At 68.5% G+C, this 22,165-nt stretch carries 18 protein-coding genes and 1 tRNA gene; 8 read left to right on the forward strand and 11 right to left on the reverse strand.

Annotated features, from left to right (window positions below):
- Positions 1-159: 159 nt before the first annotated feature.
- Together ACWDXS_RS09890 and ACWDXS_RS09895 are read left to right on the forward strand one after the other, a co-directional pair.
- On the forward strand, positions 160-1,263 hold the full coding sequence (locus ACWDXS_RS09890; protein ID WP_449964101.1) for an aryl-sulfate sulfotransferase: 1,104 nt from the start codon (positions 160-162) through the stop codon (positions 1,261-1,263).
- Positions 1,251-2,564 (forward strand): uracil-xanthine permease family protein, encoded by a 1,314-nt coding sequence (locus ACWDXS_RS09895; protein WP_449964104.1) that lies wholly within the window; start codon positions 1,251-1,253, stop codon positions 2,562-2,564. The genes ACWDXS_RS09890 and ACWDXS_RS09895 overlap by 13 nt, the downstream gene beginning before the upstream one ends.
- A 22-nt stretch (positions 2,565-2,586) precedes the next feature.
- Here ACWDXS_RS09895 and ACWDXS_RS09900 read toward each other — a convergent pair whose 3' ends face one another.
- The 3 genes from ACWDXS_RS09900 to ACWDXS_RS09910 form a co-directional block, all read right to left on the reverse strand.
- A complete protein-coding gene (locus tag ACWDXS_RS09900) occupies positions 2,587-3,936 on the reverse strand; it encodes an ABC1 kinase family protein (protein ID WP_378991626.1) in 1,350 nt (449 codons plus the stop codon).
- 61 nt (positions 3,937-3,997) lie between these two features.
- On the reverse strand, positions 3,998-4,873 hold the full coding sequence (locus ACWDXS_RS09905; RefSeq protein WP_378991339.1) for a TOMM precursor leader peptide-binding protein: 876 nt from the start codon (positions 4,871-4,873) through the stop codon (positions 3,998-4,000).
- 208 nt (positions 4,874-5,081) lie between these two features.
- On the reverse strand, positions 5,082-6,539 hold the full coding sequence (locus tag ACWDXS_RS09910; protein WP_449964107.1) for a zinc-dependent metalloprotease: 1,458 nt from the start codon (positions 6,537-6,539) through the stop codon (positions 5,082-5,084).
- 127 nt (positions 6,540-6,666) lie between these two features.
- On the opposite strand from ACWDXS_RS09910, the gene ACWDXS_RS09915 reads away from it, so the two are divergent.
- Positions 6,667-7,692, forward strand: coding sequence for a YlbL family protein (locus tag ACWDXS_RS09915; protein ID WP_379315126.1), 1,026 nt, complete (start codon positions 6,667-6,669; stop codon positions 7,690-7,692).
- Here the strand turns inward: ACWDXS_RS09915 and ACWDXS_RS09920 are convergent, their stop codons facing one another.
- Positions 7,693-8,271: a PPA1309 family protein gene (locus ACWDXS_RS09920; protein WP_266292347.1), complete on the reverse strand. Its 579-nt coding sequence runs from the start codon at positions 8,269-8,271 to the stop codon at positions 7,693-7,695.
- Positions 8,272-8,427: 156 nt separating this feature from the next.
- Between ACWDXS_RS09920 and ACWDXS_RS09925 the strand changes: the two genes are divergently transcribed.
- Positions 8,428-11,409, forward strand: coding sequence for a UPF0182 family protein (locus ACWDXS_RS09925; protein WP_449964112.1), 2,982 nt, complete (start codon positions 8,428-8,430; stop codon positions 11,407-11,409).
- A gap of 73 nt (positions 11,410-11,482) precedes the next feature.
- Here ACWDXS_RS09925 and ACWDXS_RS09930 read toward each other — a convergent pair whose 3' ends face one another.
- Positions 11,483-12,025 carry a transglycosylase family protein gene (locus tag ACWDXS_RS09930; protein WP_387447089.1) on the reverse strand — a complete coding sequence of 181 codons (543 nt, stop codon included), beginning with the start codon at positions 12,023-12,025 and terminating at the stop codon, positions 11,483-11,485.
- 356 nt (positions 12,026-12,381) lie between these two features.
- Between ACWDXS_RS09930 and ACWDXS_RS09935 the strand changes: the two genes are divergently transcribed.
- Positions 12,382-12,455 (forward strand) — tRNA-Met (locus tag ACWDXS_RS09935).
- A 56-nt stretch (positions 12,456-12,511) separates the two neighbouring features.
- Here ACWDXS_RS09935 and ACWDXS_RS09940 read toward each other — a convergent pair.
- The 4 genes from ACWDXS_RS09940 to ACWDXS_RS09955 all read right to left on the reverse strand — a co-directional run bounded on the left by ACWDXS_RS09940 (position 12,512) and on the right by ACWDXS_RS09955 (position 17,009).
- On the reverse strand, positions 12,512-12,769 hold the full coding sequence (locus ACWDXS_RS09940) for an HPr family phosphocarrier protein (protein ID WP_101466146.1): 258 nt from the start codon (positions 12,767-12,769) through the stop codon (positions 12,512-12,514).
- A 26-nt stretch (positions 12,770-12,795) separates the two neighbouring features.
- On the reverse strand, positions 12,796-15,027 hold the full coding sequence (locus ACWDXS_RS09945; protein WP_449964117.1) for a PTS fructose transporter subunit IIABC: 2,232 nt from the start codon (positions 15,025-15,027) through the stop codon (positions 12,796-12,798).
- A 228-nt stretch (positions 15,028-15,255) separates the two neighbouring features.
- Positions 15,256-16,245, reverse strand: a complete 990-nt coding sequence (locus ACWDXS_RS09950; protein WP_449964120.1) for a 1-phosphofructokinase family hexose kinase — start codon at positions 16,243-16,245, stop codon at positions 15,256-15,258.
- A complete protein-coding gene (locus tag ACWDXS_RS09955; protein WP_387447094.1) occupies positions 16,242-17,009 on the reverse strand; it encodes a DeoR/GlpR family DNA-binding transcription regulator in 768 nt (255 codons plus the stop codon). Before ACWDXS_RS09955 ends, ACWDXS_RS09950 begins: the two co-directional genes overlap by 4 nt.
- Before the next feature lie 262 nt (positions 17,010-17,271).
- Here ACWDXS_RS09955 and ACWDXS_RS09960 point away from each other — a divergent pair, with 262 nt between their 5' ends.
- Entirely contained in the window at positions 17,272-18,090 is an 819-nt protein-coding gene (locus ACWDXS_RS09960) for an amino acid-binding protein (protein ID WP_449964124.1), read from the forward strand.
- Positions 18,091-18,093: 3 nt separating this feature from the next.
- Here the strand turns inward: ACWDXS_RS09960 and ACWDXS_RS09965 are convergent, their stop codons facing one another.
- The gene (locus ACWDXS_RS09965) at positions 18,094-18,318 is read right to left on the reverse strand and encodes a hypothetical protein (RefSeq protein ID WP_378632882.1); all 225 of its coding nucleotides are present in this window, start codon (positions 18,316-18,318) and stop codon (positions 18,094-18,096) included.
- 80 nt (positions 18,319-18,398) lie between these two features.
- Between ACWDXS_RS09965 and ACWDXS_RS09970 the strand changes: the two genes are divergently transcribed.
- Both ACWDXS_RS09970 and ACWDXS_RS09975 read left to right on the forward strand, forming a co-directional pair.
- The gene (locus ACWDXS_RS09970) at positions 18,399-19,574 is read left to right on the forward strand and encodes an alpha-hydroxy-acid oxidizing protein (RefSeq protein WP_449964128.1); all 1,176 of its coding nucleotides are present in this window, start codon (positions 18,399-18,401) and stop codon (positions 19,572-19,574) included.
- A gap of 134 nt (positions 19,575-19,708) precedes the next feature.
- Positions 19,709-20,461, forward strand: coding sequence for a DUF6319 family protein (locus ACWDXS_RS09975; RefSeq protein WP_378991358.1), 753 nt, complete (start codon positions 19,709-19,711; stop codon positions 20,459-20,461).
- A gap of 1 nt (position 20,462) precedes the next feature.
- On the opposite strand, the gene ACWDXS_RS09980 is transcribed toward ACWDXS_RS09975, so the two are convergent.
- Entirely contained in the window at positions 20,463-21,968 is a 1,506-nt protein-coding gene (locus ACWDXS_RS09980; protein ID WP_449964132.1) for a diguanylate cyclase, read from the reverse strand.
- Between the last annotated feature and the right edge of the window lie 197 nt (positions 21,969-22,165).

A 22,165-nucleotide genomic window follows, 5' to 3' on the forward strand; every position in this document is an offset into this window, starting at 1 on the left:
TGACTGTAGTGAATTTTCAGTGCCCGCAACCGGTGCTGGTCCGCTGTTTCGGTGTCCGACCAGGGGGTGAGCCGGTTTCGCGCACCATGATCGGAACGGTTCCCGTGTGCGCGATTCTACTGAATATTCAGTGGGGTCGAATATTCAGGAAGAGGCGGCATGGAACAGAACACCCTCAAGCGCCGGGGCATCGGGCTGATCGGCAGCGATGCCGAGCTGGCCTCGCCCGGCTTCACGCTCTACGCGCCGCTGGCGGGCAACGGTCGAGTCGACCTGGTCAGCCTCGACGGCGCGATCGTCCACCAGTGGCACCTGCCCTACCGCCCGGGCAGACACGCCCGCATCCTCGCCGACGGCTCCCTCGCCTACAACGGTGCGACCCTGGCCCGTGCACCCCTGTTCGCCATGTGGCGCAAGTACTCCGGCGGTTCGATGGCCCGCTACGACCACACCGGTGCCCAACTGTCCGAGATCCGCGACGATCTGGCCCACCACGACGCCCACCACTACGACGACGGGCGCATGCTCTACGCCGCCGTGCAGCCGCTCACCGGCGCCGACGCGGCACGGATCCAGGGCGGTGTGCCCGGCACCGAAGCCGACGGGATCGTCTGGTCCGATGTGATCCGCGAGGTGGGCCCCGACGGCGCGCCGATCTGGGAGTGGCGCGCGGTCGAGCATCTCGATCCCGCGCAATTCGCGCTGCAGCCGCACTATTGGCGTGAGCACTGGCCGCTGATCAACAGCGTGTACCCGCTCGACGAGCACACGGTGGTGGCCAGTCTGCGCAGTGTCTCCGCGGTGATCCTGATCGATCGGCGCACCGGCGCGGTCACCGAGCTCGCCGACCGCGGCACCGTCGCCCAACAGCATCACGCCACCCCGCTCGGCGACGGCCAGATCCTGGTGTTCGACAACGGCACCTTCCGCACCGGAGAGTCGGTCACCTACAGCCGCGTCATCGAAATAGACGTTGCTACCGGCGAAGTCGGGTGGACCTATCAGGACTCCCCGCGTGAGGCGTTCTTCACTCCCTTCATGGGTGGCGCGCAGCGGCTGCCCAACGGCAACACGCTGATCACCGAGGCGGCGTTCGGCCGGATCTTCGAGGTGACCCCGGAACGGGAGATCTGCTGGGAGTACGTGGTGCCCTCGTTCACCGAATACCCCGATCCCGATACCGCCCAGGTGTTTCCGGGCATCTCCAACGCGATCTTCCGTGCCTACCGTTACCGCGCCGAGGAACTCCCATGGCTACGGTGACCGAACCGATGGTGGCGCCGGTCGACGAGATTCCGCCCGCGGGACGGGCTTTCGCCGGTGCGCTACAGCACCTGGTGGTGATGATCGCGATGCCGCTCACCTCGGTGCTGCTGATCAGCCGCAGCCTGCACCTGGACGACGAGGCGGCCCGCGCCCTGCTCTGTGGCGCACTGCTTTTCAGCGGTATCGGCACCATCCTGCAGTCCGGGGGCCGATACGGTCTCGGAGCCGGGCTGCCGTTCGTCATGCTGCCCGGTGGCGCGGCGGTGGTGCTGTTCATCCAGACCGCGCAGACCTACGACCCCGCCACCGCCACCGGCGCGGTACTGATCACCGCGGTCGCGGGCATCGCGCTGGTGCCGATCGCGCGCAAGCTGGTGCGGTTCCTGCCGATGGTCGTGATCGCGAGCATGATCCTGGTGATCGGGGTGAACCTGGTGAAGGTCGGCGCGAATCTGATCACCTCCGCCGACGACCCCACCCCGGTCAGGTCGGTGACCATCGCCGGGGTGACGATCGCGGCGACAGTGCTGGCACACCGTTTCCTGCCTCCCGGTTGGCGACGCGTGTCGGTGCTGATCGGGATGGGGGTCGGGACCGCGGTGGCGGCCGCGCTCGGCCGATTCACGCTCGCCCCGGGTGACGCGCTGGTGCAACTGCCGGAGCCGCTGCTGTTCGGTGCACCGCATTTCGACCTGCTGGCGGCCGTGCCGCTGCTGGTGTTCAGCATCGGCTCGATGGCCGAGGCCACCGGGCAAACGGTGCTCAACGCGCAGGTCGTCGGCAAGCAGATCGACACCGCGCCGACGGTCGGGCGCACGATCCGCGGTGACGCTGTCACCTCCCTGTTCTCCGGGCTGTTCGGTGGACCGACCATGGTGACCAGCGGTGAGAACATCGGGCTGATCCGGCTCACCGGTGTTCGCAGTCGCTACGTCACCGCGCTGACCGGCCTGATGCTGATCCTGGCCGCGTTCGTCGCGCCGGTCGGCCGGATCGTGAATTCGCTACCCGGCCCTGTCGTCGGCGCGACGGCGGCCATCGTGTTCGCCACGATCATCGCTTCCGCGATCGGCCTGTTCCGCGACGTCGACCTGAACGACGACGCGGCCCTGCTCACCACCACCGCGGCCCTCACCGCGGGCCTGCTGCCGATTCTGGTTCCCGCCCTCTATCGCGGCTTCCCCGCCGATCTGAAGCTGCTACTCGGCAGCGGAGTCACCATGGCCGCCGTGGTCGGCATCGCGGTGCACGTGCTGTGCACGGTGGGCCGACGCTCGTCCAGGGCTTCCGTCGACTGAGACGCCCCGGGTGAGGGTGCGCCTACGACGCCTGTTCGGCGCGGAAGCCCGGCACCCAGGTGCGGACCAGGTTCATGAAGCCGAGTTCCGCGTCGAGCTGGGCCAGGATGCCGACCGAGCCACCGAGCACCCGGAAGACAGTGAGGTACTCGGCCGGAAGTTGCAGGGCGCGAGCGGTTTTCATCTCCGGGCTGGAGAACTCGGAGGCCTTGCCCGCCACCCGCTGCATCCACGAGCGGGTGAAGTGGAACGTGTCGGTGCGAATCGGGTCGCTGAACGGGCGCAGGTACGCCTCGATCTCCTCGTGGGTCACCACCCGGCCGGGAATGACCCAGCCGTGCTCGTAGAGCAACTCGGTGAGGGCCGCGTGCTCGTCGGCGACAGCGAGGGCCAGCATGCGGCCCAGGATCTCCGGGAAGCCGTCCGGCATCGGCGCACACGCGCCGAAGTCGAGCACGGCCAAGGTGCCGTCGGCCCGCACCAGGAAATTGCCGGGGTGCGGGTCGCCGTGCAGCAGGCCGACCAGTTCGGGCGAGCTGAAGTGGAAGGTTCCCATCAGCTCGGCGATCCGGTTGCGCTGTGCCCGGGTGCCCTCGGGATCCTCCGCGCCTGCCTTGATCAGCGCCGACACCGGAGTGCCGTCGAGCCATTCGGTGACGATCACCTTCGGCGCGCCCGCCACCACCTTCGGGATCGCGATGGTGGGGTGGCCATCGAACGCGGCGGCGAAGCGGCGCTGGTTGGCGGCCTCGATGCGGTAGTCGAGTTCTTCCTCGGTGCGTTCGGTGATCTCGGCGAGCAGCGGCTTCACATCGGCGCCGGGGATCACCGACGAGAGCAGCCCGGTCATCCGCGACAGCGTCTTCAGGTCGGCGCGCAGCGCGTCGTCGGCGCCCGGATACTGCACCTTCACCGCCACCGCGCGGCCGTCGGACCAGACCGCGCGATGCACCTGGCCGATGCTGGCCGAGGCGGCCGGGGTGTCGTCGAAGGACGCGAAGCGTTCCCGCCACTTGGTGCCCAGCTGCTGGTCGAGCACGCGGTGCACCGTCTCGGCGGGCATCGGCGGTGCGGCGGCCTGGAGCTTGGTCAGCGCCTCGCGATAGTGCTCGCCGAACTCCTCCGGGACCGCGGCCTCCATCACGCTCAGCGCCTGCCCGAACTTCATCGCGCCGCCCTTGAGCTCACCGAGCACGGTGAACAGCTGCTCGGCTGCTTTCTGGTTCAGGTTCGCGTTGATCTGCTTCTTGTCACCACCGACGAGCTTCTTGCCGAACCCGACAGCGGCTCGTCCGGCGATGCCGAGCGGAATCTTGGCCAACTTGGCATTGCGGCTGGAACTGCGGCGCACGATCTCGGACACGGTACCCATCATGGCCGAACTCGCGGGGTGTGTGCCATAAGAATGCTCACACCGGCTGATGCGACGCCCGTCACCGAGCGGTTTCCGGCGCGCGGGAGGTCATGTTCCGGCACCCGCATTCCTGATGCGGCAGCCACGGCCGGCGCTGGATCTCGTGGGTGTCGAGGTTCAATTCCACGGTGGCGTCGAGAGTGCGCGGTGGACGCCGCGGTGAACAGGCGACGATCGCCTCCAGTTCGCCGAGCGCCAGCGCGGTCGTCGCCGCGATGCCCGCCGGGGATGCGTGCCCGGTGCGGCCCAGTAGCTGGGCGGCCAGATGCGGCCAGTCGTGATCGAATCCGGCCCGGGTCAGGTCGGCACAGCGCAGGCAGCTGGTCTCGCCGGGCAGCACGAGCGGGCCGACCACGCCGACCCCGTCGCGAACTCGTACCTGCAGGTGCGGCACCCGTCGCAACACCAGATCCACCGACAGTCCGGGGTCGATCATCAACGCGTCGGTGAGTACCACCAGATCGCCCGTGGCGGTACCTGGCGGACTGTCGGGTCGGTACGCGCGCGAGCGGGTGGGGCGAAAACCCATGCGCCGCAATCCGATCGCTACGGCGTCCGAGAGCGGGCCGAGGCCGTGCACGGTGATACCGCGGATCTTGCCCAGCGCGGGTTCGGGCTCGAGCAGCAGGCCCGCACGCTCGATCGCGGTGAGCATGCCCATGGTGCGATCGGGGCTGATGCCGAATTCACCTGCCCGCCAGATGATCTGGGGCCGCGATTGCAAGCCGTCGAGCAGGCGGAGGAAGGCGAGAACGGTACCGGTGTCGTGATCGGTGGTTTCCAGCAGCAGTGCGCGTTCGGGGTCCCAGCCGAGCTGGACCGTGCCGGACGGGCGAACCAGGGTGGTCACTCGCGGGTTGAGCATCGGCCCGCGCAGTGGGGAAGTGGTCGTCATGCCAGAAGTATCGGCATCCGACAGCGGCGCGAGGTGCGCCGAAAGTGCAGTTATCCACAGGCTTTCGGCGTGTCGGCCGACGGATTCCGCAGTGTGAACAACCGCTGTACCGCGGGTCGTCGCCGCGTTTCGCGACGAACGTTAGCCTCGGAACCGTGTTGCGCCACCGAGATCGGAAGTTTCTCACCGACCTCGGCGGCGAGGTGGATCAGGCCTTGCCGGAATCCGAGTCGGAATCACCCTCGTCGCGCGGGGTTTCGTCGGAATCGGACTCTTCGGCCTCGGCTTTGCCGAGACCGGCCGCGTCGCGCTCCCGCGCCTCGGTCGCGGCCAGCTGGGCCAGCGGGTCGTCGAATGCGCCGGTGCTGCCACCGATGATGGAGTCGATGAACCCGGCGGGCGAGTCGAGATCAGTGGAATCGGGCAGCAGATCGGGGTGTTCCCACACCTTGTCGCGCCGCTCCATCCCCGCGTCGGTGGTGAGCCGCCGCCACAGCGCCGAGGCCTCACGCACCTTGCGCGGCCGCAACTCCAAGCCGACGAGCGTGGCGAATGTCTGTTCGGCGGGTCCGCCCGTCGCCCGGCGGCGGCGCAGTGTCTCCGACAGCGCGTTCGCGCCCGGCAGACGCTCACCCACCGCGTCGCTGACCACGACATCGACCCAGCCCTCGATCAGCGCGAGCAGGGTCTCCAGACGCTCGAGCGCCTGCTTCTGCTCGGGCGTGGTCTGCGGTTCGAACGTGCCCTGGGAGAGCAGTTCCTCCAGCTTGGAGGGGTCGCTCAGCGACATCGGGTCGATGCCCTGCGCGGCTTCCTCGATCGCGGAGAAGTCCATCTTGATGCCGCGCGCGTAGTCCTCCACGGCGCCGAGCACCTGCTGACGCAGCCACGGCACGTGCGCGAAGAGCCGCTGGTGGGCGGCCTCGCGGGCGGCCAGGAAGACCATGATCTCGCTCTCGGGCTGCTCGAGCCCCTCGCTGAACGCCGAGATCGCGGTCGGCAGTAGCGCGGCGGTACCGGCCGGGCCCAGCGGCAGACCGATATCGGTGGAGGTCAGCACCTCCTTGGCCAGCTGGCCGAGCGCCTGACCGAGCTGGGAGCCGAACGCCAGCCCGCCCATCTGGCCGAGCATGCCGACCATCGGCCCGGCGAACTGCTTGGCCTCCTCGGGCAACTGCGCCGTCCACATGCCCGAGATCTGCTCGGCCACCGGATCGCACAGGCGCTTCCAGGTGGGCAGCGTCTCCTCGATCCAGTCGTTCGGGGTCCACGCGACCGTCTTGGTGGCGCCCGCGGGCAGCACCGTGGCGCCGTCGAGCCACAGTTCGGCCAGGTGCGCCGCGTCGGTCACCGCGGTCGTGGTCCCCGACGCGATCGGGGCGATGGTGGAGCCGAGCTGCTGGCGGGCCAGTCGCTTGGCGACGTCGTAGTTGACCGGGCCGGACTGCGCGCCGCCGGGACCCATGCCCTGGCCCATGCCGCTGATCATCTGCCCGAGCTGGCTCAGCATCTGGCCCAGCTGCGACGGATCGAAGCCGCCCGCACCGCCGGCGCCGCCCGTTCCGAACCCGAACGGATCGTTTCCGCCGGGTCCGTTGCCCTCGTCGCGACGCTTGCCGGAATCGTCGTCGTCGCCGGTCGAGAAGCCGAAGGGGAGATCGCTCATACCTCTTACGTTACGCGGGACCCCCGGGCCCACGGTGTTCGCGCATCGCGAAATCGCGCGACGACGCCCACGCCGTAAAGCGTGCCACTGCCGTCGGTCACGGGCGTTGATCACTACTGTGGTCCGAGTGAATCGTCGGATCCTCACCCTGATCGTCGCCCTCGTCCCTGTCCTCGTGCTCGGTGTGGCAGGCAGCGTGGTCACCGTGCCGTTCGTCGCGCTGGGCCCCGGCCCCACCTTCGACACCCTCGGCCAGGTCGAGGGCAAGCAGGTGGTCGATGTCACCGGCGCGCCACTGGATCCCACGAGCGGGCACCTGAACATGACGACCGTGTCGGTGCGCGACGGGCTGAACCTGTTCGAGGCGTTCGGGTTCTGGGCCAGCGGTGAGCACGGCCTTGTCCCACGCGCCGAGGTGTACCCGCCCGGCGTGTCACGCGAGGAGGTCGACAAGTCCAACCAGCAGGACTTCAAGGATTCCGAGAGCGATGCCGAGGTCGCCGCGCTGCACTACCTGAAGATGCCGACGGTCGTGCTGGTCCGCGGACTCGGCGAGCAAGGCCCGGCCAACGGCGTGCTCGAGGTCGGTGACGAGCTGATCAGCATCGACGGCGCCCCGATCACCGCGCCCAAGGACGTGATCGACATCGTCGGCACCAAGGCGCCCGGCGCCACCATCACCGTCGTCCACCGTCGCGGCGATCTCGAGCTGACCAGTCCGATCACCCTGGCGGCTCGTCCCGGCGACGAGGCGAAGGGCTACCTCGGCATCACCCCGGGCGAAGGCGGACGTCCGCCGTTGCAGGTCGAGTTCAACCTCGCCGATATCGGCGGACCGTCGGCCGGCCTGATGTTCAGCCTCTCGCTGATCGACAAGCTCTCGCCGGGCGAACTCAACGGCGGCAAGTTCGTCGCGGGCACCGGCACCATCGACCAGGACGGCAAGGTCGGTCCGATCGGTGGCATCCAGTACAAGATGATCGCGGCGCGCGAGGCAGGCGCGGAAACCTTCCTGGTCCCCGCCGACAACTGCAACGAGGCCGGTCAGCGTGCTCCGGAGGGCCTGCGCTTGGTGAAGGTCGACACCCTCGACAGCGCGATCGCCGGACTGGCCGAGATCAACGCGGGTCGCGAGCCGATCGGCTGCAAGTAGTCACTCCAGCGTGTGATGCAGGGCCTCGACCAGGCCCGGTGCCAGGTTGGGGTAGGTGCGCAGGTCGAGGTCGCCGAAGCCGTCGTCGTCCTCGGGACGGATCTGCAGCAGGCACAGGGTGGCGCCCTGGCGCAGCACACCCGCGATGAGCCGGGCGTCGCGCCGACCCGGGTGCGCGTGCGCGGCGGCGCGCCCGGCCGCGTCGGCGGCCTCGTCATCGGCGAGCAGCGGAACCAGCGCTTCGTCGAGATCGCTCTCGGCGTCGGGCGGCAGCACCACGATCTCCTGCACCAGCACGCAGCCTTCGACCGCGGGCGGCCAGGTGGTGGTGGCCAGGAACTCGTCCAGCGCCATCGACCCGCCGGTGATGTCGTCGGGGAAGGCTTCCTGGGCCACGGGGGTCAGCTCGCTGCCGTCGTCGAGCTGGTCTTGCAGGTCCGGTTCGGCCGCGGCCAGGTCGGCGGTCGGCACCAACGCGAACATCTGCGGCGGGTTTCCCCAGCCCTCGGCGTCGGCGAACTCGACGACCTCGCGCACACAGCGGGCGAGGAGAACTTCGGCGTGCTCGTCTTCGGTCACCCGCACATCCAATCATTTTCGGCCCAGACGCTTGCACGGTGTCCGATTTCCGTAGAGTGGGCGCAAACGGTCCGGCAACGGATCACCCGCAATATTCGGACTGCGGTGACTGCGCCGATCACGGTGTGGAACCGCCGGAGCATGGAGAGTGGCACCGTGGGCATGCGGCCCCCCACCGGCTTACCTTCGTTGTCCCGACGCAGCCGTGTGCTGCTGGTGACAGCAGTCGTCCTCGCGGCGCTGCTGCTGCTCGGGCCCCGCTTCACCGATGCCTATACCAATTGGTTGTGGTTCGGTGAGGTCGGTTATCGCAGTGTGTATCTCGGCGTGTTGCGCACGAGGCTGATGCTGTTCGTGGTCGTCGCGTTGCTCGTCGGCCTGGTGGTCTGGGCGGCGCTGCTGCTGGCCTATCGGTCACGTCCGGTCTTCGTGCCGGTCGCGGGGCCCAACGATCCGATCGCGCGCTACCGCACGACCGTGATGAGCAAGCTGCGGCTGTTCGGCGTCGGTATCCCGGTGCTGCTCGGCGTACTGTCGGGTTTGGTCGCGCAGTCGAACTGGGCGACGGTGCAGCTGTTCCTGCACGGTGGCGAGTTCGGTCAGCAGGACCCGCAGTTCCATCTCGACATCGGCTTCTACACCTTCGATCTGCCGTTCTACCGGATGGTGCTGAACTGGCTGTTCGTCGCCGTGGTGATCGCGTTCTTCGCGAATCTGGTGACCCACTATGTGTTCGGTGGCCTGCGGCTGGCCGGGCGTGAAGGCACTCTCACCAGGGCCGCGCGCGTGCAGCTCGCGGTGATCGCGGGAATCTTCGTGCTGCTCAAGGCGGTGGCGTACTGGTTCGACCGGTACGACCTGTTGTCGAGTACGCGTAAGGAGCCGACGTTCGGCGGTCCGTCGTTCACCGATATCAACGCGGTGCTGCCCGCCAAGCTGATCCTGCTGTCGATCGCGGTGATCTGCGCGATGGCGTTCTTCGCCGGGATCGTGCTGCGCGATCTGCGGGTTCCCGCGATGGCGGCCGCGCTGCTGGTGCTGTCGTCGATCCTGGTCGGTGCGGTGTGGCCGATGGTGGTCGAGCAGTTCTCGGTGCGCCCCAACGCCGCGGAGAAGGAAAGTCCGTATATCGAGCGCAATATCCAGGCGACTCGCGAGGCGTACGGGATCACCGACGACAAGGTCGAGTATCAGAACTACCAGGGTGAGAGCAGGAAGAGCCCGCTCGAGGTGCCTGCCGACGCGGCCACCATCGGCAACGCCCGACTGCTCGACCCGAATATCCTCTCGCCGACCTTCACCCAGCTCCAGCAGCGCAAGAACTTCTACGGCTTCCCCGAGTCGCTCGACATCGACCGCTACAGCCTCAACGGCGACGTCCAGGACTACATCGTGGCCGCGCGCGAGCTGCATCCGGCCGCGCTGTCGGGCAACCAGAAGGACTGGATCAACCAGCACACCGTCTACACCCACGGCAACGGCTTCGTCGCCGCGCCCGCCAACCGGGTCAACAAGCCGCAGTCCGAGGCCCAGAGTGCCACGGGCGGCAGTGATTCGGGCTATCCGCTGTTCATGGTGAGCGACCTGTTCACCAAGGTCGAAGACCAGCAGATTAAGGTCGAGCAGCCGCGGATCTACTACGGCGAGCTGATCGCGCAGACCGATCCCGACTACGCCATCGTCGGCACCGCGGAGGGCCAGGCGCCGCGGGAGTACGACTCCGATCAGGCGCAGTTCACCTATGACGGCAGCGGTGGCGTGCCGATCGGGAACTGGTTCAACCGGTTGGCCTTCGCGGCCAAGTACGCCGAGCGCAACATCTTGTTCTCGTCGGCGATCAGCGAGGACTCCAAGATCCTGTTCAACCGCGGTCCGCGCGACCGGGTGCAGAAGGTCGCGCCGTGGTTGACCACCGACGGCAACGCCTACCCCGCGGTCGTCGGCGAGCGCGTGGTCTGGATCGTCGACGCCTACACCACGCTGGACAAGTACCCCTACGCCCAGCCGACGTCGCTCGACGGCGCGGTCGAGGACAGCATCGACAAGAAGACCGGGCGGGTCATCCCGCGCAAGGAGGTCAGCTACATCCGCAACTCGGTGAAGGCCACCGTCGACGCGTACGACGGCACCGTCACCCTGTACGAGACCGACACCACCGACCCGGTGCTCAAGGCCTGGCGCGGCGTGTTCCCCGATGCGGTGAAGCCGCAGAGCGAGATCTCGCCCGAGCTGCGCGCGCACTTCCGCTACCCGGAGGACCTGTTCAAGGTCCAGCGCGACATGCTCACGAAGTACCACGTGGACAACCCGCGTGAGTTCTTCACCAACAACGCGTTCTGGTCGGTGCCCAGTGATCCGACCATCGAGGGCGGCACGTTCAACCAGCCCCCGTATTACGTGTTGCTGGGTGACCCGAAGACCAACAAGCCGGTGTTCAACCTGACCTCGGCGATGGTCGGCTACAACCGGCAGTTCCTCTCGGCCTACATCTCGGTGCGGTCGGACCCCGACGGGTACGGCAAGTTCACCGTGTTGCAGCTGCCGGTGGAAACGCAGACGCAGGGCCCGCAGCAGACACAGAACTCGATGACCACCGCCGACGCGGTCTCCCGAGAGAAAACCCTGCTGTCGAACTCGAACAAGATCCGCTACGGCAACTTGCTCACGCTGCCGGTGGCCGACGGCGGCATCCTCTACGTGGAGCCGTTCTACAACGAGCGCAACACCGGTTCGTCGACCTTCCCGCAGCTGCTTCGCGTGCTGGTGAGCTATCGCGACGCGGCGGGCAGCGTGAAGGTGGGCTACGCGCCGACGCTGGCCGAGGCGCTGAACCAGGTGATGCCGGGTGCGGGTTCGCTGGCGACGCCGTTCGGTGGCGATCCGTCGGTGAAGCCGAAACCGGGGGCGATCCCGCCGGTCGACCAGGGCACGGTCACTCCGCCCGGTAACGGCAGCACGCCGCAGCCGGGGACTACGCCGCCCGCTGGATCGACGCAGGAGGCCGCGGCCGCCGAGCTGAGCCGCAAGATCGAGGCGGTGCGCACGGCGATGCGGACGGGCAACTTCACCGATTTCGGTAAGGCGCTGGAAGAGCTGGACGCCGCGGTGAAGGCGTATCAGGACGCAGGCGGCCGGTAGCCGACCGCCGCATAGCAGCAAGAAAGGCCCCGTCTGGTCGACGGGGCCTTTCTTGTGCAGGGGGAACGGTGGATCAGCCGCCGATCGAGGCGATCAGCGGAGCGTTGGCGTCGAGCAGGGCTTGGTACTGACCCGCGACACCGTACTGGTCGGCCAGCGCCTTGCCCGTGGCCTTGGCCTGGTCGACGGCAGCCTGGACGTCGGTCTTGGCCTCGGCGGGCAGTTCGACCGGCAGTTCGACGGCGGGCTCCTCGACCACCTCGGGCTCGGATGCGCCCGACTGGAGGAACTGGCCGCAGTGCGGCCAGGCGCCGACGCCCTGGCTGGCGAGCACGTTCTCCGCGACGCGGATCTGCTCTTCCTTGCTGGCGTTGTGCGCCGAACCCTGGCCGCCGTTGGCCGCCCAGGTGCTCTGCGAGAACTGCAGGCCGCCGTAGTAACCGTTGCCGGTGTTGATGCCCCAGTTGCCACCGCTCTCGCACTGGGCGACGCCGTCCCAGTTGTAGGCGGCGGCGGAGGCGGTGCCGGTGGCGAGGCCGAACGGAACGGCAACAAGGGCGCCGGCGATGGCGGCGACGCCAAGGGCGCGGGTGCTGAATTTCCGGGTCTCAGTCATGGGGGAGACGCTAACCAAAGAATCGACGCCGATCACATCTTGATAACGGGCGGATTCTATGAATGGAATAGTCGTCTTTTCGATGTTTACACTGCATAACCAGTGGGAATACCTAGATTCCGGTCAGTCTGTTATTGGGTCGTTATGTGTTCGGGATCACGAGGTGATAGTGACGCCACTCACTGAAACTCGGCCTCGCCGCGGGCGATTGCCGGAACGTGTGATGGCTGCCACAGTCGCGGGGTTCGATATGCGGTGTTGCCCGTCGATGATTGGGCTTTTTGGTGATAAAACCCGTGTTGACCTCGCGATTTGGCGCCTGCGTGAACCTGTGTGTAATGTTGTGTTCACACCGACGCGGGGTGGAGCAGCTCGGTAGCTCGCTGGGCTCATAACCCAGAGGTCGCAGGTTCAAATCCTGTCCCCGCTACAAAGAAAAGGCCCGGAACCAGTGGTTCCGGGCCTTTTCCGTTTCTCCGGGTCGGTTCAGGCGTCGAGGTCGCTGGCGACGAGCTCGGCGATCTTGTCCAGAGTCGGCTGATCGTCGCTGGTGATCACCACCTCGGCGCCCTGGCCCGCGCCGAGGGTCATGATCATCAGCGCGGAGCCCGCGTCTACCGGGTCGCCGCCCGTGACCGCGATGGTGACGGGAACGCCTGCCGCGCCGACCGCTTCGGCGATGAGGGCCGCGGGGCGGGCGTGCAGGCCGACCGAGGAGCCGACGGTGACGGTGGTGCTTGCCATGGGATATCTCCTTGTGTGCGAATGGATTACGCGGTGGTGAGAACGGGGGCGACGGACTGCTTACCGGTGAGTTCCTTGGCGAGGGTGACGCAGGCCGCGGCAACGAGCGTGCCGGCGACCAGCGACACCAGGAACCAGCCGAGGTGCCCGATCGCGAAGAACACGAAGATGCCGCCGTGCGGTGCGCTCGAGGTGACGTCGGTGGCCATGATCAGTCCGCCGGTCACCGCGCCGCCGACCATCATCGACGGCAGCACCCGCAGCGGGTCGGCGGCGGCGAACGGGATCGCGCCCTCGGAGATGAACGAGGCGCCGAGCAGCCAGGCCGCCTTGCCGTTCTCGCGTTCGGCCTCGGTGTAGAGGCGCGGGCGCAACACGGTCGACAAGGCCATCGCCAGCGGCGGCACCATGCCCGCGGCCATCACCGCGGCCATGATCCGCAGGGTCGCGGTATCGGTGACCGAGAGTCCGGCGGCGGCGAACGAGTAGGCGGCCTTGTTGACCGGACCACCCAGGTCGAAGCACATCATCACGCCCAGGATGACGCCGAGCGCGATGGCGGAGGTACCGGACAGGCCGTTGAGCCAGTCGGTGAGCCCGTTGGTCACGGCGGCCAGGGGCTTGCCGAGCAGGACGAACATCAAGATGCCGACGATCGCCGACGCCAGCAGCGGGATGACCACCACCGGCATGAGCCCGCGCGCCCACGTGGGCACCGCCAGCTTGCTCACCCACAGCGCCGCGAATCCGGCCACCAGACCGCCGACCAGACCGCCGAGGAATCCCGCGCCGACGAAGACCGCGATCGCGCCCGCGGTGAAACCCGGCGCCAGGCCGGGACGGTCGGCGATCGCGAAGGCGATGTACCCGGCCAGCGCCGGGACCAGGAAGCTGAAGGCGAGCGAGCCGATCTGGAAGAGCACGGCGCCGACATAGGTGGCCAGACCGCCGTCGGGCAGGTCGGTGATCGAGTTGTCGAGCACGATCGTCTTCGCGCTGTCGGAGATCTCGTAGCCGCCGAGCAGGAAGCTCAGGGCGATCAGCAGACCACCCGCGGCGACGAACGGGATCATGTAACTGACGCCGGTGAGCAGGATCTGGCGCAGGCGGGTGCCCCAGCCGATGCCCTTGGCCGCCGCCTGCGAGGGCGCGGGCGCGGTACCGCCGACGGTGGCGGCACTCGCGGTGGTACTCGCCGCGACGGCCTCCGCGATCATCGTGTCGGGCTCGTTGATGGCACGTTTGACGCCGGACTCGACCACCGGCTTGCCCGCGAACCGGCTTCGGTCCTTCACCCCGACATCGGTGGCGAAGATGACGGCGTCGGCGTCGGCGATCGTGGCCGGGTCGAGCGTGTCGCCCCCGCTCGAGCCCTGGGTTTCCACCGCCACGTCGACGCCGGCGCGTTCGCCCGCGGCGACCAGGGCGTCAGCGGCCATGTAGGTGTGGGCGATGCCGGTCGGGCAGGCGGTGACCGCGACGATCCTCTTCGGCGCACCGGACTTCGCCGTGCCGACGGCCGGTGCATCGCCGCCAGTTGACGCTGGGTTGTCGCCCGGGTGTCCGGTGGGGGCCGTCGTCGCGCCATCGGTTGTCGCGCCGGAACCAGCCACGCCCACTGCGGCGGTACCGGCTGCCGCCGCGCCGACTCCGGCGGCCGATGACTCGGAGACGGGAGTCGCGTCCCTCTCGCCCGCAGCGGAGGAGGTCCCCGTTCCGCCGTCGGCGGGCGAACCGGACCCGGCCGCACCAGCCGATCCCGTCGCCGCTGTGCCACCGGGGGAAGGCGTGGTCGCGGCCGGTGGGGGATTGATGACGCCGTCGACCAGGGCGACCACGTCTGCCGGTGTCGCGGCGGCGCGTAGGTCGGCGACGAAGGCAGGCCGGACCAGTGCGCGAGCCAGCGACGACAACAATTTCATGTGCTCCGCGCCCGCGCCTTCCGGAGCGGCGATCAGGAAGACCAGATCGGCGGGCCCGTCGGGAGCGCCGAAATCGACGGCGGGTGCGAGTCGGGCGAAAACCAGCGAGGCGGTGGTGACGGCGGCCGATCGGCAGTGCGGGATCGCGATGCCGCCGGGTAGCCCGGTGGCCGATTGCGACTCCCTGGCGAGGGCGGCTTCGGCCACCGCGGCGACGTCGGTCGCGCGGCCCGTGATGGCGAGCTTGTCCGCGAGCGCGGTGATCACGGTGCTCTTGTCGGCGCCGAGATCGGCGTCGAGCGCGATCAGGTCTGGGGTGATGATCGAATCGGCCATCGTCGTGTCTTTCCGGAGTGGGGGTGGAGCAGGAGCTTGTCGGGTCCAGGGGTGTCGATCGGCGCGGTTATCGGCGTCGGCCGGTGGGGTAGCGCTCGGTCATGGATGTGTGGCGGTGGTGTTCGCCGTCTGCGGCCGGATCTCGGATCAGCGGCGGACGAACGCGCAAGTCGCAGCGGTTCGAGTGCGGCGATGGGCGAAGGCGCCGGGCGCCGATCGTGGGGACGTTCATGCCGGGGCCGATGGTCGGTCGGCGGTGAGTGGGTGCGCGGTGACGGCTTCGAGGACGATGTCAGCGGGGCCGGGTAGTCCGGTGCCGGGGAGCGCGGTGGCGGCACTGCCGTAGGCGACGGCGGTGCGCAGGCGGTCGGCGGGGGATTCGCCCGCGAGGTCGGCGAGCAGGTAGCCGGCCAGGGCCGAGTCGCCCGCGCCGACAGTGCTGCGCGCGACGATCGGCGGGGCGGCGGCGAACCACGCGTCCTCGGCGGTGACCAGGACTGCGCCCGCCGCGCCCAGGGTTGCCAGCACCGCGCCGACGCCACGGTCGATCAGTTTCACGGCGGCTTCGGCTGCGGCCGTGGGGTTTTCGAGGTCGACGGCGTCGAGACCGGTGAGCTGAGCCAGCTCTTCCGAGTTGGGTTTGATGAGATCCGGTGTGGCGCCGACTGATTCGGCGAACAGGGCGAGCAGGGGAGCATCGGAGGTATCGACGGCGACGCGGGGGCCACGCGTTCTGTTCGGCGACGGGCACGCTGTGGACAACGTCGCGACGAGCTGCGCGTACCAGTCGACGGGCACGCCCGGCGGTAGTGATCCGGACAGCACGATCCACTCGGCTCCCGTGGCCACCTCCACGAGCAGCGCCGTGAGCTCGGCCAGATCGCGCGCAGTCAAGGGACGGCCGGGCTCGTTGATCTTGGTCGTGGTGCCGTCGGATTCGGCGATGGTCAGATTCACCCTCGGCCCACCGGTCACCTGCACCGCGCGGAATTCGATTCCCGCCGTGCGTAATCCGTGCAGCACGGGGTCGTCGTCGGCCCCCGGCAGCACCGCCGTGACCGCCGCCCCGCCCCCGGACACCACCCGCGCGACATTGACTCCCTTGCCGCCGGGGTGCGACGTGACACTCGCCGCGCGATGCACCTGCCCGCGCCGCAACGGCTCGGTGAGGGTGATCGTGCGGTCGACACTCGGGTTCGCGGTCAGCGTGACGATCATGCGAGCACCACCTCGATTCCTTCGGCGACCAGTTCCGCGTGTGCGGTGGCCGGGATGTCGGTATCGGTGACCAGGACGTCGACCTCGGCGGCACTGCCGAAGCGCACGAAGTCCTCGCGCCCGATCTTGCTCGCGTCGGCGACCACGACGACCCGGTCGGCGGCGGCGATCATCGCGCGTTTCACGGCGGCTTCCTCCGGATCGGGGGTGGACAGCCCGTGTCGCACGGTCAGCGCGTTGGTGCCCAGAAACGCGACGTCGACCCGCAGTTCGCCGAGCAGTCGCAAGGTCTCGGCGCCGACGGCGGCCTGGGTGACGCCGCGAACCCGCCCACCGAGCAGGTGCAACCGCACACCCGTGAACCCGGTGAGGCGCGCGGCGACCGGCAGCGAGTTGGTGACGGTGACCAGGTCGAGGTCGGCCGGCATGGCCGCGGCCACCCGCACGGTCGTCGTGCCCGCGTCGAACAGCACGCTGCCGCCCGCTCGCGGCAGGTACCGCTGCGCGAGTTCGGCGATCCGGTCCTTCTCCGCGGCGCGCGTGCTGTCGCGCTCGGCGGTGCCCGGTTCGAAGGTCGTGAGCGCGCCGGAACCGACCGCGCCCCCGTGCACCCGCCGGATCACCCCGAGTCGGTCGAGCACCGCCAGATCGCGACGCACGGTTTCGGTGGTGACCCCGTACTGGTCGGCGAGTTCGGCGACGGAGACGCGCCCGCGATGCCCGATCAGGGTCGCGATCGCCTGCTGCCGTTCCTCGGCGTACATGGAGTTCCTCCGGTCTCGGTGAATCTTTACTTATGTTGTTTTATGCCCATTTATGTGGGTTTGTCAATGGATTTTGGTGAGCCGAGTCACAACCGTTGCCCTCCGACTATCGACGCAATGGTGCCGGCAGTCACACCCGAACAGCGTGGGTGCTCGACATCACTGCGGAAATCGGTGCAGGTCAACAGCTTTGGCGCGCGCTTTCACGTCGCTGTTACGCACCTCGTCCAAGATCGACACGAAGGCCGGAGACGCTGACCCCATGTGGCGATTCGCAGTGCGACCCCGTGTCACGGTCCTGGCCTGCGAGGTATGCGGCAGACTGCCGCATCCCGGCCGGACCAGGCTCACGCTGGCCAAACTCGCGGCGGTGTTCCCGGTGGAGCTGGCGCTGCACGCGTTGGTCGTCCATGCGCACCCGCCGTACCTGCTGACCGTCGCCCTGCTCACGGTCACCACCACGATCCTGGTGATCTGGGTGGTGGAGCCGTCGGCGATGCGCATGCTCGGCGGCTGGCTGCACAGCCCGGAACTACGGCACCGCGACCGCATCGACTCCGCGCCCGCGCTCTGGCGGATCCGGGTGCGCCTGGCCGACCGTCCCGGCGCGCTCGAGACGCTGGCCAAACATCTGGCCCACCGCGACGCCAACATTCTCACCGTGCACGTGCACCAGCTGGAGGACGCCGTCCTCGACGAACTCGTCGTCGCCGCGCCCGCCGAGGTCACCGCGCACGCGATCACCTCCGCCGCGGAACACGCGGGAGGGTCCGGAGTGCGGGTCTGGCCCGCGACCGTGCTGTCGCTGATCGATGGTCAGACCAAGGCACTGGCCATCGCCGCCCGCATCGTCGGCGATCCGGACGAATTACCCTTGGCCGTCGCCGAGCTGCTGGGCGCGCGCTATCTCGCGCCCGGTACGCCCCAGGTGAGCGAACCGGGCGAGGGCACGCTGCTGGAACTGGACCGTGACGATCGTCGCTGGGGTTTCGTACGCCCCGACGAACCGTTCACCCCCGCGGAGATCGCCCGCGCGCATCGGCTCGCCGATCTGGCGGTGCTCACCGCGCGGCGACAGTGACGTTCAGTCGAAGCCGAGGTCGCTGGTGAGCGGATCGCGTAGGGCGCCCTCGGCGGCCCGCAGACGATCGGTGACCGAGGTCAGCAGATCCATCGAATCCTGGGACAGCCCGAGCGCGAGGCGGGTCAGGTGACGGATGGCATCGCAATGGAAGAGGTCGGCGAGTAGAGCGTCCGGGTCGGCGGGCGCGGCCGAGTGTTCGACGACGGTCACGGCAGGGGCACTCACAATCTCGTATTTTCGAGTATGACGCACCTTACATCCACCCTGCGGTCCGTGAACCCCGGTCGGCGTGCGAAAGTGCAGCAATGAGTCAGTTCGCCGACTATCAGAACGAGATCTACCTGGCCGCGCTCGGTGGGATCCAGCCCGAATTTCCCATGGATTACGCGACGCTCGAGCGCAAAGCCACTGCGGCACTGCCGGATTCGTTGCTGAACTATATCGCAGGCGGGGCGGGCGACGAGCTCACGCAGCGGCGCAACGCCGAAGCGTTCGCCGATTGGGGTCTGGTGCCGCGAATGCTGGTCGGCGCCACCGAGCGCGACCTCGCCGTCACCGCCTTCGGTCACACCTTCGCCAACCCGCTGTTCCTCGCGCCGGTCGGGGTGATCGGTCTGGTCGGCGAGAAGGGCCACGGTGACATCGCGGTGGCCGAGGCGTCGGCGCAGACCGGTGTGCCCGCGATGTATTCGACGCTGATGGAGGATCCGCTCGAGGACGTCCGCCCGCACGCGGGCGACACGCCCTCGTTCTTCCAGCTGTACACACCGAAGAACCGTGAGCTCGCCGAGAGCCTGGTGCACCGCGCCGAGGCCGCGGGGTACGCGGGGATCACGGTCACCCTCGACACCTGGGTGCCCGGTTGGCGTCCGCGCGACCTGGCCAGTGGGAACTTCCCGCAGCTGCGTGGGCACGTGCTGAAGAACTACACCAGCGACCCGGTCTTCCAGCAGATGGTCGGCTCCGACGATCCCAAACTGATTGTCCTGCACTGGATCGCGACCTTCGGCAATTCGCTGACCTGGGATGACCTCGGCTGGCTGCGGTCGATCACCGATCTGCCGCTGATCCTCAAAGGCATCTCCCATCCCGAGGACGCGCGCAAGGCGATCGACTTCGGCGCCGACGGCATCTACTGCTCCAATCACGGTGGGCGCCAGGCCAACGGCGGGCTGAGTGCGCTGGAGACCTTGCCCGCGGTCGTGGCCGCCTGTGACGATCGGGTGCCGGTGCTGTTCGACTCCGGGGTGCGCTCGGGCGCCGATGTAGTGAAGGCGCTCGGACTCGGCGCGACGATGGTCGGGCTCGGCAGGCCGTACGTGTACGCGCTCGCACTGGGTGGAGTGCGCGGCCTGGTGCATCTGCTGCGCAGCTACGCGGCTGAAGCGGACCTGCTGATGGCGGTCAACGGCTATCGCGATGTGGCCGCGATGCGCGAGAACATCCGGCCGACGACGCGCGGCAACGCCACTCTCGGCTGAGAGTGGCGCGGCCCGGAATCCTCGCGCAGGAGGGTGTTTCGGGCCGTGTGGGCGGCTCGGGGGAGAACTTGTCGGTGCTGTGCGGCATCATCGGTGCGAAGACCACGCTGTAGCACCAACCCCCGGAGTCCACGATGTCCTCGCCGAGCACCAAGTCCGCATCCCGCCGATCAGCACCGCCGGTACTATCCGACGCCGAGCTCGCGCGTATCGCAGGCGAGCTCGCCGAGGGCAAACCGCCGATGGTGTGGTTCACCGCCGCCGCTGTCGGTGTCGCCGAGGGGAAGTCGGGCAAGGTTGTCGCGCTCGACGATCCGTCCGCGGGCGACTTCCTGCAGGTGCGGCCCACCGGTTCCAAAGATGTGCTCTCGTTCGGCCCGAGCGAGGTGACGCTGACCAAGCCGGCCCGCGGGACTACCGTAGCGCCGGGCGGATCCGCACGGACCCGCCCGGACAGTGCCCCCGCGCCGAGCAACCGAAAGGACAACACTGTGACCCAGCCGTCGACCCTGCCGAGCGCTGCTACGCCCGCGCCGAGGTCGCTCGCCCCGGTAGCCGATGATCCCAAGCCCGCCCCGGCAGCGCCGCGGCCGGCGAAGGCTCCCGCGGTGCGCAAGGCCAAGGTGGCCGAGGTGACCGTGACCCTCACCGGAACCGCCGACGGTGAGTGGACTGTCGATGTGATCAACGGTAAGAAGCGCAGTGTGAAGGGGTTGGCGGTCAGCAGTGCGGCCGTCGCTCAGGCCGCGAAGATCCTGCACCCCGAGGTAGAGGAAGTGGTGGCCGGAATTCTGGAGGCTGCTCGGGGGGCTCAGCAGGCGAAGGTCGCGCAGTTGCAAGCCGAGCTGGAGGCGGCTCGGAAGCTGTTGGAGGAGTTGGGGGACTGACCTACTGGGCCACCCGCTGAATCCGCGGGGAGGCGGAGATGCGCCGCCGTGTCGACGGCTTTCTCAGTTCGTCGTGGAAGCTGAGACCGAGGCGATATTCCTTGGCGTGATACATGGCGGCGTCGGCGGTGCGGATCAGGTCGTAGATGGTTGTTTCGGTGGGGCGGGTGGTCAGGCAGGCGACGCCGATGCTGGCGGTGATGGGGATTTCACCGCAGCTCAGTTCGAAGGGGCGGATGAAGGCGCCGAGGATGTGTTCGGCCAGCACGGCGGCTTCGGTGCGGCTGCGTGGTGCCAGGACCACGAATTCGTCGCCGCCGTAGCGGGCCGTGAGGTCGGCGCTGGCGGTGGTGCGGCGGATGCGGGACGCGGCGTTGGCGATGAGTTCGTCGCCGACGGCGTGACCGTAGCTGTCGTTCACCATTTTGAAGCCGTCGAGGTCGATGAACAGCAGACACAGTGGTTTTCCGGCCCACTGCTCGCGATAGCGGTGTGGTGCGCGCAGCAGCGCGGCCCGGTTGAACAGCCCGGTGAGCAGGTCGTGGTCGGCCTGGTACTGGGCGCGGCGTTCGCTGCGCGTGCTGCGCGCGATGGCGCGTTCGCTGCGCACCAGGACACCGGCCAACAGCAACGTGAGCAGCGCGCAGATCACCACGCGGTCGACCACCCCGAGGTCGGCGCCGACCACACTCACCAGCGAGGCCGCCACCAGTGCCACCGCGATCATCCCGGCCCGCTGCCGCGATCGATGCGGTCCCACACTCTCGGCGTCGCGCAACCCGCCCATCGTCGGCTGCACCGCGGCCAGCCCGGCCAGCAGGTACGCCCACTGCTGCGGCACCAGCGCGACTTCGGGATCGACCGCGATCGTGCCTGCGGCAGTGAGGCTTTCGATCAACCCACCGATGAGTACGGCGATCAATGCGGCCTGCAACAACCGCAGCGATGTCTCCGAGCGGACCACCGTCGCCAGCGAATGCGCGAGCACGGTAGCCAGCAGCGCGTGGATCAGCGGATAGCTCGCGGCCAGTGCGGTATCGACGAACCCGGTGCTGTGCCGCAGGATCGGCGAGATCAGGAATGTCCACGAGGCCAGCAGCGCGCTGAGCCCGATGAGCGTCGAGTCCAGCCAGAGGTCGCGGGCATTGCGCAGTCGGTGCGGCTGCAACCAGCCGACGGCGGCCACGCCGAGGCACAGCGAGGCCGCCAACGTACACAGATCGTCGACCGGGTGCCAGCTCGGGTGCAGTCCGAGCGCGCGTATCGCGGTGCCCGTGGCGAACAGCGGCACCGACGCGGCCAGCAGGTACCAGGGCAGCCGGTGCGCGGGCCGATGGCGGTACATGCCGTACCCGATCATCGCCAGCGATCCCGCGACGATCACGATGAGCAGCAGAAACGGCAGCGCCCGGCCGCCCGCCAGCGGCGCGATCAGCACGGCCCCCGCCGCGCCGAGCGATACCGCGCACCGTCGCAGGCTCCCGTAGCGTGTCTCGCTGATGGTCATCAGCCCCCCTCGATCTTGCTGCGCACGCGACGAGCGTCGATTCGAATGTGAGGCCGGTGAATCACTCGAAGTATCGGCCGAGAGCACCGAGTGTTGTTGTCCGAGCACGATCCCCAGCCGGCAGTGCCGACGCTCAAAACCTTTACAACTCAGTCGATCATGACACGTCCACGGCCCTGCTGTCGATGCGTTGAGAG

The sequence above is a fragment of the Nocardia sp. NPDC003183 genome, from assembly GCF_053590715.1.